At 65.5% G+C, this 14,222-nt stretch carries 13 protein-coding genes; 7 read left to right on the plus strand and 6 right to left on the minus strand.

Translation table 11 applies throughout. The annotated features are described in order from the left end of the window. Window positions 1-68 precede the first annotated feature (68 nt). From ASF77_RS01110 to ASF77_RS01130, 5 genes are read right to left on the minus strand one after another with little or no spacing between them, the layout of a single operon-like run. A complete protein-coding gene (locus ASF77_RS01110) occupies window positions 69-1,403 on the minus strand; it encodes a sulfite reductase subunit alpha (protein ID WP_056333130.1) in 1,335 nt (444 codons plus the stop codon). Continuing rightward, a complete protein-coding gene (locus ASF77_RS01115; RefSeq protein ID WP_056333135.1) occupies window positions 1,400-2,404 on the minus strand; it encodes an FAD:protein FMN transferase in 1,005 nt (334 codons plus the stop codon). Before ASF77_RS01115 ends, ASF77_RS01110 begins: the two co-directional genes overlap by 4 nt. Before the next feature lie 7 nt (window positions 2,405-2,411). Then, window positions 2,412-3,239: a DUF4198 domain-containing protein gene (locus ASF77_RS01120; RefSeq protein ID WP_056333138.1), complete on the minus strand. Its 828-nt coding sequence runs from the start codon at window positions 3,237-3,239 to the stop codon at window positions 2,412-2,414. 12 nt (window positions 3,240-3,251) lie between these two features. Next, a complete protein-coding gene (locus ASF77_RS01125) occupies window positions 3,252-3,776 on the minus strand; it encodes a DUF2271 domain-containing protein (protein ID WP_056333143.1) in 525 nt (174 codons plus the stop codon). Between the two features lie 31 nt (window positions 3,777-3,807). After that, entirely contained in the window at window positions 3,808-4,476 is a 669-nt protein-coding gene (locus ASF77_RS01130; protein ID WP_056333147.1) for a PepSY-associated TM helix domain-containing protein, read from the minus strand. Window positions 4,477-4,859: 383 nt separating this feature from the next. On the opposite strand from ASF77_RS01130, the gene ASF77_RS01135 reads away from it, so the two are divergent. The 6 genes from ASF77_RS01135 to ASF77_RS01160 all read left to right on the plus strand — a co-directional run bounded on the left by ASF77_RS01135 (window position 4,860) and on the right by ASF77_RS01160 (window position 12,960). Then, a complete protein-coding gene (locus ASF77_RS01135; RefSeq protein WP_056333151.1) occupies window positions 4,860-7,724 on the plus strand; it encodes a 2-oxoglutarate dehydrogenase E1 component in 2,865 nt (954 codons plus the stop codon). A 78-nt stretch (window positions 7,725-7,802) separates the two neighbouring features. Next, window positions 7,803-9,071 carry a 2-oxoglutarate dehydrogenase complex dihydrolipoyllysine-residue succinyltransferase gene (gene odhB / locus ASF77_RS01140; RefSeq protein WP_056333156.1) on the plus strand — a complete coding sequence of 423 codons (1,269 nt, stop codon included), beginning with the start codon at window positions 7,803-7,805 and terminating at the stop codon, window positions 9,069-9,071. Window positions 9,072-9,197: 126 nt separating this feature from the next. Further along, window positions 9,198-9,569 carry a PspC domain-containing protein gene (locus ASF77_RS01145; RefSeq protein WP_056333161.1) on the plus strand — a complete coding sequence of 124 codons (372 nt, stop codon included), beginning with the start codon at window positions 9,198-9,200 and terminating at the stop codon, window positions 9,567-9,569. Between the two features lie 14 nt (window positions 9,570-9,583). After that, window positions 9,584-11,017, plus strand: coding sequence for a dihydrolipoyl dehydrogenase (lpdA, locus tag ASF77_RS01150; RefSeq protein ID WP_056333166.1), 1,434 nt, complete (start codon window positions 9,584-9,586; stop codon window positions 11,015-11,017). Window positions 11,018-11,139: 122 nt separating this feature from the next. Then, window positions 11,140-12,237, plus strand: a complete 1,098-nt coding sequence (gene zapE, locus ASF77_RS01155; RefSeq protein WP_056333172.1) for a cell division protein ZapE — start codon at window positions 11,140-11,142, stop codon at window positions 12,235-12,237. 33 nt (window positions 12,238-12,270) lie between these two features. Then, a complete protein-coding gene (locus ASF77_RS01160) occupies window positions 12,271-12,960 on the plus strand; it encodes a hypothetical protein (protein ID WP_056333175.1) in 690 nt (229 codons plus the stop codon). Window positions 12,961-13,007: 47 nt separating this feature from the next. Here ASF77_RS01160 and ASF77_RS01165 read toward each other — a convergent pair whose 3' ends face one another. After that, the gene (locus ASF77_RS01165) at window positions 13,008-13,805 is read right to left on the minus strand and encodes a PP2C family serine/threonine-protein phosphatase (RefSeq protein ID WP_056333180.1); all 798 of its coding nucleotides are present in this window, start codon (window positions 13,803-13,805) and stop codon (window positions 13,008-13,010) included. Window positions 13,806-13,991: 186 nt separating this feature from the next. On the opposite strand from ASF77_RS01165, the gene ASF77_RS01170 reads away from it, so the two are divergent. Beyond that, window positions 13,992-14,192 carry a YdcH family protein gene (locus ASF77_RS01170; RefSeq protein WP_056333185.1) on the plus strand — a complete coding sequence of 67 codons (201 nt, stop codon included), beginning with the start codon at window positions 13,992-13,994 and terminating at the stop codon, window positions 14,190-14,192. Window positions 14,193-14,222 lie beyond the last annotated feature (30 nt).

A 14,222-nucleotide genomic window follows, 5' to 3' on the forward strand; every position in this document is an offset into this window, starting at 1 on the left:
GATTTATATCAAGATTGCAGTTGCGCTCAAGAATCGTGCATGCGTGCGGCATGCGTAGTCACGCACACTCAGTACACGTCGCGCCGATAGCGCCCCTGTGCCGCCAGCTCGTCGAGCGCCTCCGGCCCGAGCGCAGACGCCAGCGCCTCGTGCACGCCGCTCGCCATGCCTTGCAGGCTGCCGCAGACATAGATCGCGGCGCCGCGGGCGATCCAGCCGCGTACAAGCTCGCCTTGCTCGGCCAGCAGGTGCTGCACATAGCGTGGCGTGGCGCCGTCGCGCGAGAAGACGGCGTCGAGGCGGGCCAGGCGGCCGCTGTCGCGCCAGCGTTCAAGTTCGTCGCGGCAGAGGAAGTCGAGACGCGCATTGCGCTCGCCGAACACCAGCCAGTTGTCGTGCATGCCGGCGTCGATGCGCGCCTTCAAGTGGGCGCGCAGGCCGGCCAGGCCAGTGCCGTTGCCGATCAAGATCAGGGGCCGCGCGGCGTTCTCGCCCAGGCGGAAGCGCGCATGGGTGCGCACGCGCAGATGAACGGCGTCGCGACCCGTCGCTTCGCGGCACAGCCAGCCGGAGGCGGCGCCCAGGCTGCCGTCGGCGTGGTGCTGCAGGCGCACCAGTAATTCGATGCGGCCCTCGGCCGGAACCGAGGCGATCGAGTATTCGCGCGGCAGATCCGGGTCGCTCGGCGCGCAGACCTGCACCAGGTCGCCCGCTTCCCAATCGGGCAAGGCGCCCTCGGCCGGGATCAGCGCGATCCGGTACAGGGGCGCGCCGGCGCTGCCTTCGTTGAGCTGGGTGCGCTCGAGGATGCGCCATTGGCCGTAGGCCGGCGCTTCCCAGTCCGGCATGTCGCTGGTGCCGGCCAGGTGGCTCAGCTGGTGCTGCCAGGCGCCGATGGCCTCGGCGTCGCCGCGGTCGACTTCGATGCGGCCGAACAGGGCGGTGGCGCCGCGCGCGGCCAGCCAGGCATCCAAGGCGCGGCCGAAGCCGCAGTAATTGGTGTAGCTGCTGTCGCCCAGTGCCAGCACGGCGTAATGCAAGGCAAAGAGATCTGGCGCATCGGCCATCGTCACGCCGGCGAAGCGCGCGGCGGCGTCGGGCGAATCGCCTTCGCCATAGGTACTTGCGATGAAGAGGGCGCGCGTGGCGCCGGACAGGGTGGCGGCGTCGAGCTGCGAGATGCACAGGGCGCGCGCCGACAGGCCCCCAAGCGACAGGGTGCTTGCCGTCTGCTGCGCCAGGTATTCGGCGTTGCCGGTCTGGCTGGCGTAGACCACCAGCCAATCAGCCACGCCGGTGGCAGCAGCCACGGAAGGACGGCGCAGCATCGCCGCGCACAGGCCGCCCCAGGCCAGGATCAGGAACAGGGCGCCGCTCCAGCGCACGGGATCGATGGTCATCATTGCAGCATGGCGCGGTAGGCGCTGGTCGTGTTTTCTTCGAGGGCGCCGGGGCGGCGCAGCAGCAGGCGCGCGGCCAGGCCGCGTTCCTCGGCAAAGGCCAGGCCGGCGTCAAGGCCGAGCACGGTGATCGTGGTCGAGAGGGCGTCGGCCGCCATGCAGGTTTCGTGCAGCACGGTGCAGGAGGCGACCTCGTTGGCGACCGGATAGCCGCTGCGCGGATCGAGCGTGTGCGAGGCGCGCAGGCCGCCATGCTCGAAATAGCGGCGGTAGTCGCCTGAGGTGGCGATCGCCAGGCCATGCAGGGCGGCGACGGTCGGCGCGCTGTCGATGCCGGGCACGCCTTCGAGCGTGACCCACCAGGGCTGGCCGTCCGGCTTCATGCCGGCGCCGCGCAGCTCGCCGCCGATCTCGACCAGGTAGTGACGGATGCCGTGCCGTTCCAGGCACCAGGCCAGGCGGTCGACGGCATAGCCCTTGGCGATCGAAGAGAAATCGAGCAGCGCGCCGCCCGGCTGCAGCAGGCGGCCGCCTTCACGGTCGAAAGTGGGATCGAGCGCCGCGCGTTGCGCCAGCACTGCGCGCACCGCATCCGGCGCGGGGGTATAAAAGCCGGGCTGGTTGTAGCGCCGCTCGGGCCCGAAGCCCCACAGGTTCACGAGCGCGCCGGCAAAAGGATCGTAGGCGCCGCCGCTGTCTTGCGCCACCTGCAGCGCATAGTCCAGCACGGCGACGAAACGCGGCGGCAGCGCATGCCAGCTGCCGGCAGGAGCGCGGTTGTAGCGGCCGAGGACGGAGTCCGGATCCCAGTGGCTCATCTCGGTATTGATGCCGTCGAGTTCCGCCTGCAGCTGCAGCCCGAGCTGGCTACGCACGCCGGGCGGCAGCAGCAGGCGCGCCGACCAGCTCGTCCCCATCGTCGCGCCGGAGGCGTCGTGCAGCACGCTGCCGTCGGGGACGACGGCAGGATCGATAGACAGCGGAACGAGCACCGAGTGTTGCAAGAGCCGCTTACTCCGGCAGGGCTTCGAGCGTGGCCGTGTAGGCGTAGCGGCGGGTTTCGGCCGGGCCGTTGTCCGGGCCGGGACCCTTGCCCGGATTCGGCGGGTAGGCCGCGTTCATCCAGTACATGTTCGCGGCCGGCAGCGTGAAGCTGGCCTCGCCCTTGGCATCGGTGGTCAGGCGGATTTCGCCGGCCACGCCGCGGTAGCGCACGCCGCCCGGCACCAGGCTGAAGGGCAGGTTCGGCAGCGGTTTGCCGTCGAGCAGGAAGCGCACGCGCATGGTCTCGTTGGCGCGCAGGTCGTTCGGATGGGTCAGCGGCACCATTTCCAGGCCGGCGTTGGTCGGCTTGAGGGCGCCGTCGCTGGCTTTCTTGGAGGTGACGAAGGTTTCGATACGCTGGTGGGTGAGCGTCTTGCGCACCTCGGTGGCGCCGGCCGGCACCTGCTTGGCGAAATCGGCCTCGCTGCCGCGGAAGCGTTTCACCTCATTGCCGACCTTGTAGCTGCCCATCGCGTTGTTGCTGACGAGCGCGATGCGGTAGGTGCCTTCCTGGGGCAGCGGCAGGTCGACCGAGGAGCGCATCTTGCCCATCACGGCGGCCGGGGCTGGCGCGGTGCTGCCGTCTGGGGCGGTGACGGTGAGGCCGTCCATGCGCAGCGGCATGTGGTCGATGTCGAACAGGCCTTCCGAGACGGCGCCGTCGATCGTGACCCAGCCCTTGTCTTCGACAATTGTCGAGGTCGGCAGCATCCAGGGACGGTGCGCGCTGGCGGCGCCGGCGGTGGCGGCCAGGATCAGGGCCAAAACACCATGTTTGACGAATGAATTTTCCATGATGCCGCTTTCTTATTGAATGTTGAGGGAGACTGCGCCGAGTTCTTCCTTGCCGTTGGCGGTTGCCGCGACCTTGCCCTTGGCCGGCAGCGTGAAGGGCACGCGCACCAGTTCGCGTCCGCCCGCTTCGCGCGCCGCTTCCACGACCAGCTTGTAGTCGCCGGCCGGCAGCTTGTCGATGCCGGTACGCGCCGGGCCGAAGCTCATCGTGTGGGTGCCGGCGGCGCGCGTCGCGCCCGAGACGCCGTCGATCGGTAATTGGGCTTCGCGGCCGGCTTTTCTCCACCAGGTGCGCATGTCCTTCACCCACTTCTCGCCGGCATTGTCCTTCTTCTTGACGTCGTAGAGCACGGCCAGGGTCGAGGCGACGGCGCCGTCGCCCTTTTCGATCCACATCGCGACATACGGCTTGTGGTACTCGGCCACGTTCAGCTGCGGCAGTTCGAACTTCACCGAGAGGTCGGCGGCCACGGCGCCGCCGGACATCAGCGGCAGGGTCAGCGGTAGGCTCAGTGCCAGCGAGGAGGACAGTTTCATGCAATGCCTTCTATATAGAGAGGTAGACGATTCAGTGAATAAAGAGAATGGCGAGTACGGCCGGCAGCACGATGCCGAAGCCGATCACGGGCCAGGTTGAGGGCCGGTTGGCCGCATGGATCTTCATGATGAGGAAACCGGTGATGCAGAACACCAGACAGGCAAACGCGAAGATGTCGATGAACCAGCTCCACACCGGGCCGGTATTGCGGCCTTTATGTAAATCGTTGAGCCAGGAGATGGCGCCGCGGCTGGTGACTTCGTATTCGGCCTGGCCGTCGAGGCTGACGCGCAGCCAGGCGTCGCCGCCCGGGCGGGGCAGGGCGACATAGGCGTCTTCCTCGCTCCATTCCGCGGTGCGCCCGCGCAGGTCGACCGGGAAGGCGTCCTTGGCCCATTCGGCCAGCTGGGTCGGCACCGGCGCCTCGCCGTCGACATGCTTCTCGGCATAGCTGCGCAGCACCGGCAGCAGGGAGGCCGGCACTTCGGCCTTGGTGCGCGTGACCTGCGGTTTCGATTCGATTTGCGCCGCGTGGTTCAGGGTGAAGCCGGTGATGCTAAAAAGCAACATTGCGGTCAGGCAGATGGCCGAGCTGATCCAGTGCCACTGGTGCAGCGTCTTGAGCCACATCGAGCGCCGCGCGCCGGGCAGGGCGCTAGGAGCGGAGTGGGCCGTACGCGGCGGGTTCTGGACAGACATGCAAGCTTCCTGTTGAGTACACAACGCAAATGATAACTATTATCATTTAGACGGTCAACAAAATTTGGTTCACCCCTTATGCGTGCCGTATGTTGCGTTACAATAGCCCCCGATATTGCGGTAAGTCAGGTGATTTGCTCAATAACATGGGGTCTTCAGAAACCGTAGCGAGCGGAAGGATGGCTGGCTGAGAAGCACAGCCGTACTTGAGTACGGCGAGCATCGCAAGCCGGCCAGCCGACGCGCAGTAGGTTGATGAAGACCCCATCTGTCCTTCCCCCCACAACTGAGTAGTAGTGCGATCCGCTAACCGGTCAGGCCGTGTCGCGGAAGGTTAGATTAACCCGCCAAACTCGCGAAGCGCGAAGAAAAGGTGAGCAAGAATGATGCAACAACAATTTGCTAACTCGTACCTGTTCGGCGGTAATGCGCCGTATGTGGAAGAGTTATACGAAGCCTACCTGAACAATCCAGGCTCGGTGCCCGACAACTGGCGCGCCTATTTCGACAGCATGCAGAACGTGCCTGCCGTCGACGGCAGCAGCCGTCCTGACGTGATCCACTCCTCGGTCATCGCCTCCTTCGCCGAGCGCGCCAAGCAGGGCGCGATCCGCACCGTCACCGCCAGCGCCGGCGAAGCCGATCCGGAAATGGCACGCAAGCGCGTCGCCGTCACCCAGCTGGTCGCCGCCTACCGCTACCTCGGTTCGCGCTGGGCCAACCTCGATCCGCTGCAGCGCCAGGAGCGCCCGTCGATCCCGGAACTCGATCCGTCGTTCTACGGCTTCACCGATGCCGACCTCGACACCAAGTTCAACATCTCGAACACCTATTTCGGCGGCGAAGACGCATCCCTGCGCGACTTGCTGCAAATGCTGCGCGACACCTACACCCGCTCGATCGGCGCGGAGTTCATGTACGTCAGCGACCCGACCGAAAAGCGCTGGATCCAGGAGCGCCTCGAGTCGATCCGTTCGACCCCGACCTTCTCGGCCGAGAAGAAGCGCCACATCCTCGAGCGCCTGACGGCCGCCGAAGGCCTGGAGCGCTACCTCCACACCAAATACGTCGGCGCCAAGCGCTTCTCGCTCGAAGGCGGCGAGTCCTTCATCGCCTCGATGGACGAAACCATCCAGCGCGCCGGTGAAAAGGGCATCCAGGAAATCGTCATCGGCATGGCCCACCGCGGCCGCCTGAACGTCCTGGTCAACACCCTGGGCAAGAGCCCGGCCGACCTGTTCGAAGAATTCGAAGGCAAGCACGCCGACGACCTGCCGTCGGGCGACGTGAAGTACCACCAGGGCTTCTCGAGCGACGTCTCGACCCCGGGCGGCCCGGTGCACCTGTCGCTGGCCTTCAACCCATCGCACCTGGAAATCGTGAATCCGGTCGTCGAAGGCTCGGTCAAGGCGCGCATGGAACGCCGCGGCGACCGCAAGGGCAAGGAAGTGCTGCCGATCCTGGTGCACGGCGACGCCGCGTTCGCCGGCCAGGGCGTGGTCATGGAAACCCTGAACCTGGCGCAGACCCGCGGCTACGGCACGGGCGGCACGGTGCACATCGTCATCAACAACCAGATCGGCTTCACCACCTCCGACCCGCGCGACGCCCGTTCGACGCTGTACTGCTCGGACGTCGTGAAAATGATCGAAGCGCCGGTCTTCCACGTGAACGCCGACGATCCTGAAGCCGTCGTTCTTGCTACGCAAATTGCGCTGGATTACCGCGTCGAGTTCGGCAAGGACGTCGTCGTCGACATCATCTGCTACCGCAAACTGGGCCACAACGAGCAGGACACGCCTGCGCTGACCCAGCCGCTGATGTACAAGAAGATCGCCAAGCACCCAGGCACCCGCAAGCTGTACGCGGAAAAGCTGTCGACGCAGGGCACCGTGGCCGCCGACGAAGGCGACAAGCTGGTCGCCGCCTACCGCGACGCGATGGACGCGGGCAAGCACACGGTCGATCCGGTGCTGACCAACTTCAAGAACCAGTTCGCCGTCGACTGGGCGCCGTTCCTGAACAAGAAGTGGACTGACGCGGCCGATACCGCCGTGCCGATGACCGAACTGAAGCGCCTGGCCGAACGCATCACCAAGGTGCCTGAAGGCTTCAAACCGCACTCGCTGGTCGAAAAAGTGCTGGCCGACCGCGCCGCCATGGGCCGCGGCGAGATGAACCTCGACTGGGGCATGGGGGAACACCTGGGCTTCGCGTCGCTGCTGTCCTCGGGCTACGCGATTCGCCTGTCGGGCCAGGATGCCGGCCGCGGCACGTTTGTCCACCGCCACGCCGTGCTGCACGACCAGAACCGCGAGCGCTGGGATCAGGGCATCTACCTGCCGCTGGCCAACGTGTCGGAAAACCAGGCGCAGTTCACGGTCATCGACTCGGTGCTGTCGGAAGAAGCGGTGCTCGGCTTCGAGTATGGCTACTCGACCGCGGAACCGAACACGCTGACCATCTGGGAAGCCCAGTTCGGCGACTTCGTCAACGGCGCCCAGGTCGTCATCGACCAGTTCATCGCTTCGGGCGAAGTGAAGTGGGGCCGCGCCTCGGGCCTGGTCATGATGCTGCCGCACGGCTACGAAGGCCAGGGCCCGGAACACTCGTCGGGCCGTATCGAGCGCTTCCTGCAACTGTGCGCGGACAACAACATGCAAGTCGTGCAGCCGACCACGGCCGCGCAGATCTTCCACCTGCTGCGCCGCCAGATGGTGCGCCAGTTCCGCAAGCCGCTGGTCATCTTCACGCCGAAGTCGCTGCTGCGCAACAAGGACGCCGGTTCGCCGCTGACCGACCTGGCCAAGGGTGCCTTCCAGACCGTCATCGGCGAAACCGACGACAAGATCGAAGCCTCGAAGGTCAAGCGCGTGATCGTCTGCTCGGGCAAGGTGTACTACGACCTGGTCGGCGCCCGCAAGACGCGCGGCGTGAGCGATGTCGCGATCATCCGCATGGAACAGATGTACCCGTTCCCGCACAAGTCGTTCGCCGCCGAATTGAAGAAGTTCAGCAACGCGACCGAAGTGGTGTGGGCACAGGACGAGCCGCAGAACCAGGGCCCGTGGTTCCAGATCCAGCACAACATCTTCGAAAACATGGACGAAGGTCAGCGCCTGGCCTACGCCGGTCGCCCGGCTTCGGCAGCACCTGCCGTCGGCTACTCGGACAAGCACGTGGCGCAGCAGAAGGAATTGCTCGACACGGCGTTCTCGAAGCTCAAAGGCTTCATCCTGACTAAGTAATATCGTCCACGCCCGGCCGGCCCCAAGACTGGCCGGGCGTTTTCGCAGACAGCACAAAATAATCAAACGGAGTTTTACATGGCACAAATCGAAGTCAAGGTTCCCCAACTGTCGGAATCGGTCGCTGAAGCAACCCTGCTGTCGTGGCACAAGAAAGTCGGCGAGCCGGTCACGCGCGACGAAAACATGATCGACATCGAAACCGACAAGGTGGTCCTTGAGCTGCCGGCGCCAAGCGCAGGCGTGATCGTGCAACTGCTGAAAGCCGACGGCGCCACCGTCGTCGCCGGCGAAGTCATCGCCATCATCGATACCGAAGCATCGGCCCAGACCAGCCCGCTGGAAGTCAAGGCGATCCCGTCGGCCGCGCCGAACGCGCCGATCCAGGCTGCGCCTGCCGCCGCGCCAGCCGCTACCGGCGGTTCGCACTCGGGCGTGGCCATGCCGGCCGCCGCCAAGATCCTGGCCGACAACAACATGAGCGCCGCCGGCATCGACGGCTCGGGCCGCGACGGCCGCGTCACCAAGGGCGACGCCCTGAGCGCAGTGGCCAACAAGCCGGCCGCCGCACCAGCGCCAGCAGCTGCGCCGGCCGCACCGAAGCCAGCCCTCCAGCAAGTGGCCGCACCGGTCGCGCAACTGGGCGACCGTCCGGAAGAGCGCGTGCCGATGAGCCGCCTGCGCGCCCGTATCGCCGAGCGCCTGCTGCAATCGCAGTCGACCAACGCCATCCTGACGACCTTCAACGAAGTCAATATGGCGCCGGTGATGGATCTGCGCGCCAAGTACAAGGACAAGTTCGAGAAAGAGCACGGCGTCAAGCTGGGCTTCATGTCCTTCTTCGTCAAGGCCGCTGTTGCCGCACTGAAGAAGTACCCGATCCTGAACGCCTCGGTCGACGGTAACGACATCGTCTACCACGGCTACTTCGACATCGGTATCGCCGTCGGTTCGCCGCGCGGCCTGGTGGTGCCGATCCTGCGCAACGCCGACCAGATGTCGATCGCCGAGATCGAGAAGAAGATCGGCGAATTCGGCCAGAAGGCAAAAGAAGGCAAGCTGACCCTGGAAGACCTGTCGGGCGGTACCTTCTCGATCTCGAACGGCGGCACCTTCGGCTCGATGCTGTCGACCCCGATCATCAACCCGCCGCAGTCGGCCATCCTGGGCGTGCACGCGACCAAGGACCGCGCCGTCGTCGAGAACGGCCAGATCGTCATCCGTCCGATGAACTACCTGGCGATGTCCTACGACCACCGCATCATCGACGGCCGCGAAGCCGTGCTGGGCCTGGTCGCCATGAAGGATGCGCTGGAAGATCCGGCACGCCTGCTGCTGGATCTGTAATCCACGGTAAACAGCTTGTATTTTCGGCTGTAGAAGTCATCTCAGGGAGTGGACGCGCCCATTTCGCGGCGCGTCCACTGGAACCTGTCCCAGGTGGGAGAGGTTCTCAACATTGGGAGCACGACCATGATCTCCGATGAAATCCGGCGCCTGCACGAACTGCACCAGGCGGGTGCGTTGACTACCGAGGAATTCGAACGGGCCAAGGCGAAAGTCCTGGCCGGCGCCAGTCCGGGCGAGCGAGTCAGCCTCGACAAGGATGGCGGCGGTGCTGCGGGCGGCTATGGCTTCGACACGCGGCGCGGCGCCGGCGACTTCTCGTCGCTGCGCAGGTCGCGCGCGGATCGCTGGCTGGGCGGGGTGTGCGGCGGACTGGCCGGTACCCTGGGTCTCGACACCTGGATCTGGCGCCTGGTCTTCACCGTGTTCACCATCCTCACCTCCGGGTTCGGCGCCCTGGTTTATCTGCTGATGTGGATTTTTGTCCCAGAAGAATAAATAAGGAATCATTCATGAGTAACGAAAAACAATTCGACGTCGTCGTCATCGGCGGCGGTCCTGGCGGCTACATCGCCGCCATCCGCGCAGCCCAGCTGGGCTTCAAGACCGCTTGCATCGACGAGTGGAGCAATGCCGCCGGCAAGCCTGCCCCGGGCGGCACCTGCACCAACGTCGGCTGCATCCCGTCGAAAGCGCTGCTGCAGTCGTCGGAACACTTCGAGCACGCCGGCCACGCCTTCGCCGAGCACGGCATCAACGTGTCGGGTCTGGAACTGAACCTGCCGCAGATGCTCAAGCGTAAGGATTCGGTCGTCAAGGCGAACAACGACGGCATCCTGTACCTGTTCAAGAAGAACAAGGTCACCTTCTTCCACGGCCGCGGCGCCTTCGCCGGCAAGGCCGAAGGCGGCTACACCATCAACGTGACCGGCCCGACCACCGACACGCTGACGGCCAAGAACGTCGTCGTTGCCACCGGTTCGAACGCACGCCAGCTGCCGGGCGCGGAATTCGACGAGAAGCTGATCCTGTCGAACACCGGCGCACTGGCCATCGACGCGGTTCCGTCGAAGCTGGGCGTGATCGGCGCCGGCGTCATCGGCCTGGAAATGGGTTCGGTGTGGCGCCGCGTCGGTGCCGACGTCACCGTGCTGGAAGGCCTGCCGACCTTCCTGGGCGCGGTCGACGAGCAGATCGCCAAGGAAGCGCACAAGCTCTTCGTCAAGCAGGGTCTGAAGATCAACCTGGGCTGCAAGATCGGCGCCATCACCAAGGGCGAGAACGACGTCACGGTGCAGTACGCCGACTCGACCGGCGCCGAACAGACCGCCACCTTCGACCGCCTGATCATCTCGATCGGCCGCGTACCGAACACGATCGGCCTGAACGGCGAGTCCGTCGGCCTGCCGCTGGACGAGCGCGGTTTCGTGATCGTCGACGATGAATGCCGCACCAGCCTGCCGGGCGTGTGGGCGGTGGGCGACGTCGTGCGCGGCCCGATGCTGGCGCACAAGGCCGAGGAAGAGGGCGTTGCCGTCGCCGAGCGCATCGCCGGCCAGCACGGCCACGTCAACTTCAACACGATTCCATGGGTGATCTACACCTCGCCGGAAATCGCGTGGGTCGGCAAGACCGAGCAGCAGCTCAAGGCCGAAGGCGTGGCGTACAAGGCCGGCACCTTCCCGTTCATGGCCAACGGCCGTGCGCGCGCGCTGGGCGACACCTCGGGCATGGTGAAATTCCTGGCCGATGCCACGACCGATGAAATCCTGGGCGTGCACATCGTCGGCCCGGTCGCATCGGAACTGATCTCGGAAGCCGTCGTCGCGATGGAGTTCAAGGCCTCGTCGGAAGACATCGCCCGCATCTGCCACGCGCACCCGTCGCTGTCGGAAGCCGTGAAGGAAGCGGCACTGGCGGTGGACAAGCGTTCGCTGAATTTCTAAAACGCTCGCATCGACATAGCCTTGTAGGGTGGGCGCCCTGTGCCCACGCGGAAGCGGCGTCAACGCTGCGCTACTTCCCGCGTGGGCACGGGGCGCCCACCCTACTTTAACGATTGCACTACATGAACGTCCAAGAGTACTACCAGCACGCCCTCACCGAGCGCGGCTTCAAGAGCGATCCGGCCCAGCAGGCCGCGGTCGACCGCCTCCAGCAGGCGTACGACGACTGGGTCGACTACAAGGCCCAGCGGTCGTCCGCTTTCAAGCGTCTACTCAACCGTCCGGACGTGCCGCGCGGCGTCTACATGTGGGGCGGCGTCGGGCGCGGCAAGTCCTTCCTGATGGACAGCTTCTATTCCGTCGTCCCCGTGGTGCGCAAGACGCGCCTGCACTTCCACGAATTCATGCGCGCCGTACACGGCCAGCTCGACGAACTCAAGGGCGTGGCCGATCCGCTCGACGAAGTGGCGAAGCGTATCGCCAAGAAGTACCGCCTGATCTGCTTCGACGAATTCCACGTCTCCGACATCGCCGACGCGATGATCCTGTACAACCTGCTGACGGCCCTGTTCAACAACGGCGTCAGCTTCGTCATGACCTCGAACTACGAGCCCTCGACGCTGTACCCGGACGGGCTGCACCGCGACCGCATGCTGCCCACCATCGCGCTGCTGAAGGAAAAGCTCGACATCCTGAACGTCGACGCCGGCAACGACTACCGCAAGCGCGCCCTGGAGCAGGTGCAAGCCTATTACACGCCGCTCAATGCCGCCTCCGATCACGCGCTGCGCGAAGCGTATGCGAAAGTCGCCGACACCGCCGACGAAAGCCCGATCGTCCACATCGAGAACCGCGAGATCCGTGCCCTGCGCCATGCGGGCGGGGTGATCTGGTTCGACTTCGCGACCCTGTGCGGCGGCCCGCGCTCGCAGAACGACTACCTGGAGCTGGCGACGCGCTTCCATACCGTGATCCTGTCCGGCATTCCGGCCATGTCGGCGGGACAGTCGTCGGAGGCGCGCCGCTTTACCTGGCTGATCGACGTGTTCTACGACCACAAGGTCAAGCTGATCATGTCGGCGGCGGTCGAGCCGGAACTGCTCTACACCCAGGGTATGCTGGCGAACGAATTCCACCGCACCGTCTCGCGTATCATCGAGATGCAGTCGCGCGAGTACATGCTCGCCGAACGGCGCGGGGCGGCCGACGCCATCGCTTGAGTGCAATCAGCCCAAACAAGAACAAGGAAGAAGATGACCAGAGCACAGTCGATGTTGCGCCATGGCGGCGCCCTAGTCCTGGCCAGCCTGCTGGCCGCCTGCGCCGGGCAGCGTCCGGCCGCCGTCGCCACGGCGGTGGCGCCGACCACCTCGGTGGCCCAGGCCGACGAGCGCCTGGCCGCGGTGGCGCTCGAACGCGCCGCGATCGAAGCGCGTTTTACCGAGCGCGAGATCGTCTGCTACGACAAATTCTTCGTGAATAACTGTCTCGACGAAGCCCGCGAACGGCGCCGCGTGGCGCTCGCCGCCCAGCGCGCGATCGAGGTCGAAGCCGAATACTTCATTCGCAAGAACAAGGTCGAAGAGCGCGACAAGGCATTGGCCGAAGCGGAAGCGAAGTTCCAGGCCGAGGAAGCGGCGGCGGCCGCCCAGCCGAGCACGCCGCCGAAGGTCATCGCGCCGGTGCCGCCGCCTCGCAAGTCGACGGTGCCGGATCGCATCGCCAAGCGCAACGCGCGCGCCGCCCAGGAAGCCGCGGCCGAACCGGCGAATGCCGCCACCCGCGCCGCGAACGCCGCCGCCTTCGAGGAGCGACGCCGCAAGTCGGAAGAACGCCAGCGCGAAGTCGCCCAGCGCAAGACCGAACGCGCGGCCAAGCGCGCCGCCGAACAGGCCGAGAAGGACAAGGCGGCCGCCGCGCAAAAGGCGGCGCCGGCAAAGTAAAGCGGAGAGGGCATTGACGCCGATGGCGTCGATGCCGCCGCTGACGTTTAAGCCCGCGTTGGCGCTCCGAAAACGCCGGCGCCTTCCGGCAGCGCTTTCACCAGTTTCACGATCGCCATCGAGCAATTCCCGCCCTTGCCTTGCGAGCGCTCGGCCGCCTTGCCGATCAACATCTCCGACGCCTGGCGCGGCGTCGAGCGCGCCAGCGCCGCGCCCAGTTCCGCATCGGTAAAGAAATGCCACAGGCCGTCCGAGCAGAGCAGGAACTGGTCGCCCGGCGCCATCCCCATCTGCCAGCCGACGGTAACGAAAGGTTCCTTGCGGCTATTTCCGAGCACGTTGAGCAGCAGCTTCGAGCGGCGGTGGTTGCGCGCCGCTTCCAGGGCCAGCTTGTCGGTGCCGACCAGGTGCTCGATATAGGCGCTGTCGTCCGTGCGCAGCTTCGGCTCGCCGTTCTCGAATCGGTAGAGGCGCGAGTCGCCCACATGCGCCCAGACCGCCTCGCCGTGCGGCGAGAGCAGTAGCCCCACGAAGCTGGCGTGGGCTTCCTCGCCGGTGGTGACGGCATTCATCTTGATGACGAGGTGGGTCTCCTGCACGATCTCGCGCAGCAGTTGCACCAGCCGCTCCGGGTTCGGGGTGTCGCCCGGCTTGAAGCTGTCGAAGACCTGCTTGGCCGTATGCAGCACCTGGTCGGCGCCGGCCGGGCCGTTGAGGCCGTCGGACAGCACGGCCAGCACGTGGCCTGGGGCGCGCGCGCCGGTGAGCAGGGCGACCCGGTCGTTTTGCCGCGGACGGTTGCCGATGTGTTGCGCGGTTCCCGCTTCGATCTTGAAGAGATTCATAAACTTTGATGCTTTCCGTGGCTCAGGAGCCAATCTTTGTTGGCGGCAACCTCATGGTAGATTAAACTATGCACCGAGAAGCCTCCGTGTTGCAAGCCGCAAGGACGACGCAGCGCGATCCGGCCCGGCGCCGCCTGCACCGTGCCACCGCCCCGCCTGTTGAAAAACTCAATTGGAACCGCCATCATGACCGATGTCCAAGACATCCAGCGCCGCATTATTGAACTCGACGTCGAGCACCGCGACCTGGACGCAGTCATTGCCATGCTGACCGCGGACGGTCATGCCGACCAGCTCCAGCTGCGCCGCCTGAAAAAGCGTAAACTGCAGCTGAAAGACCATATCACCCTGCTGAAAATGCAACTCGTGCCGGACGTGCCGGCCTGAGGCCTCCACTTCCCGCATTCATTTACTGTT

It is taken from the genome of Massilia sp. Leaf139 (assembly GCF_001424165.1).
Taxonomy (GTDB): domain Bacteria; phylum Pseudomonadota; class Gammaproteobacteria; order Burkholderiales; family Burkholderiaceae_D; genus Telluria.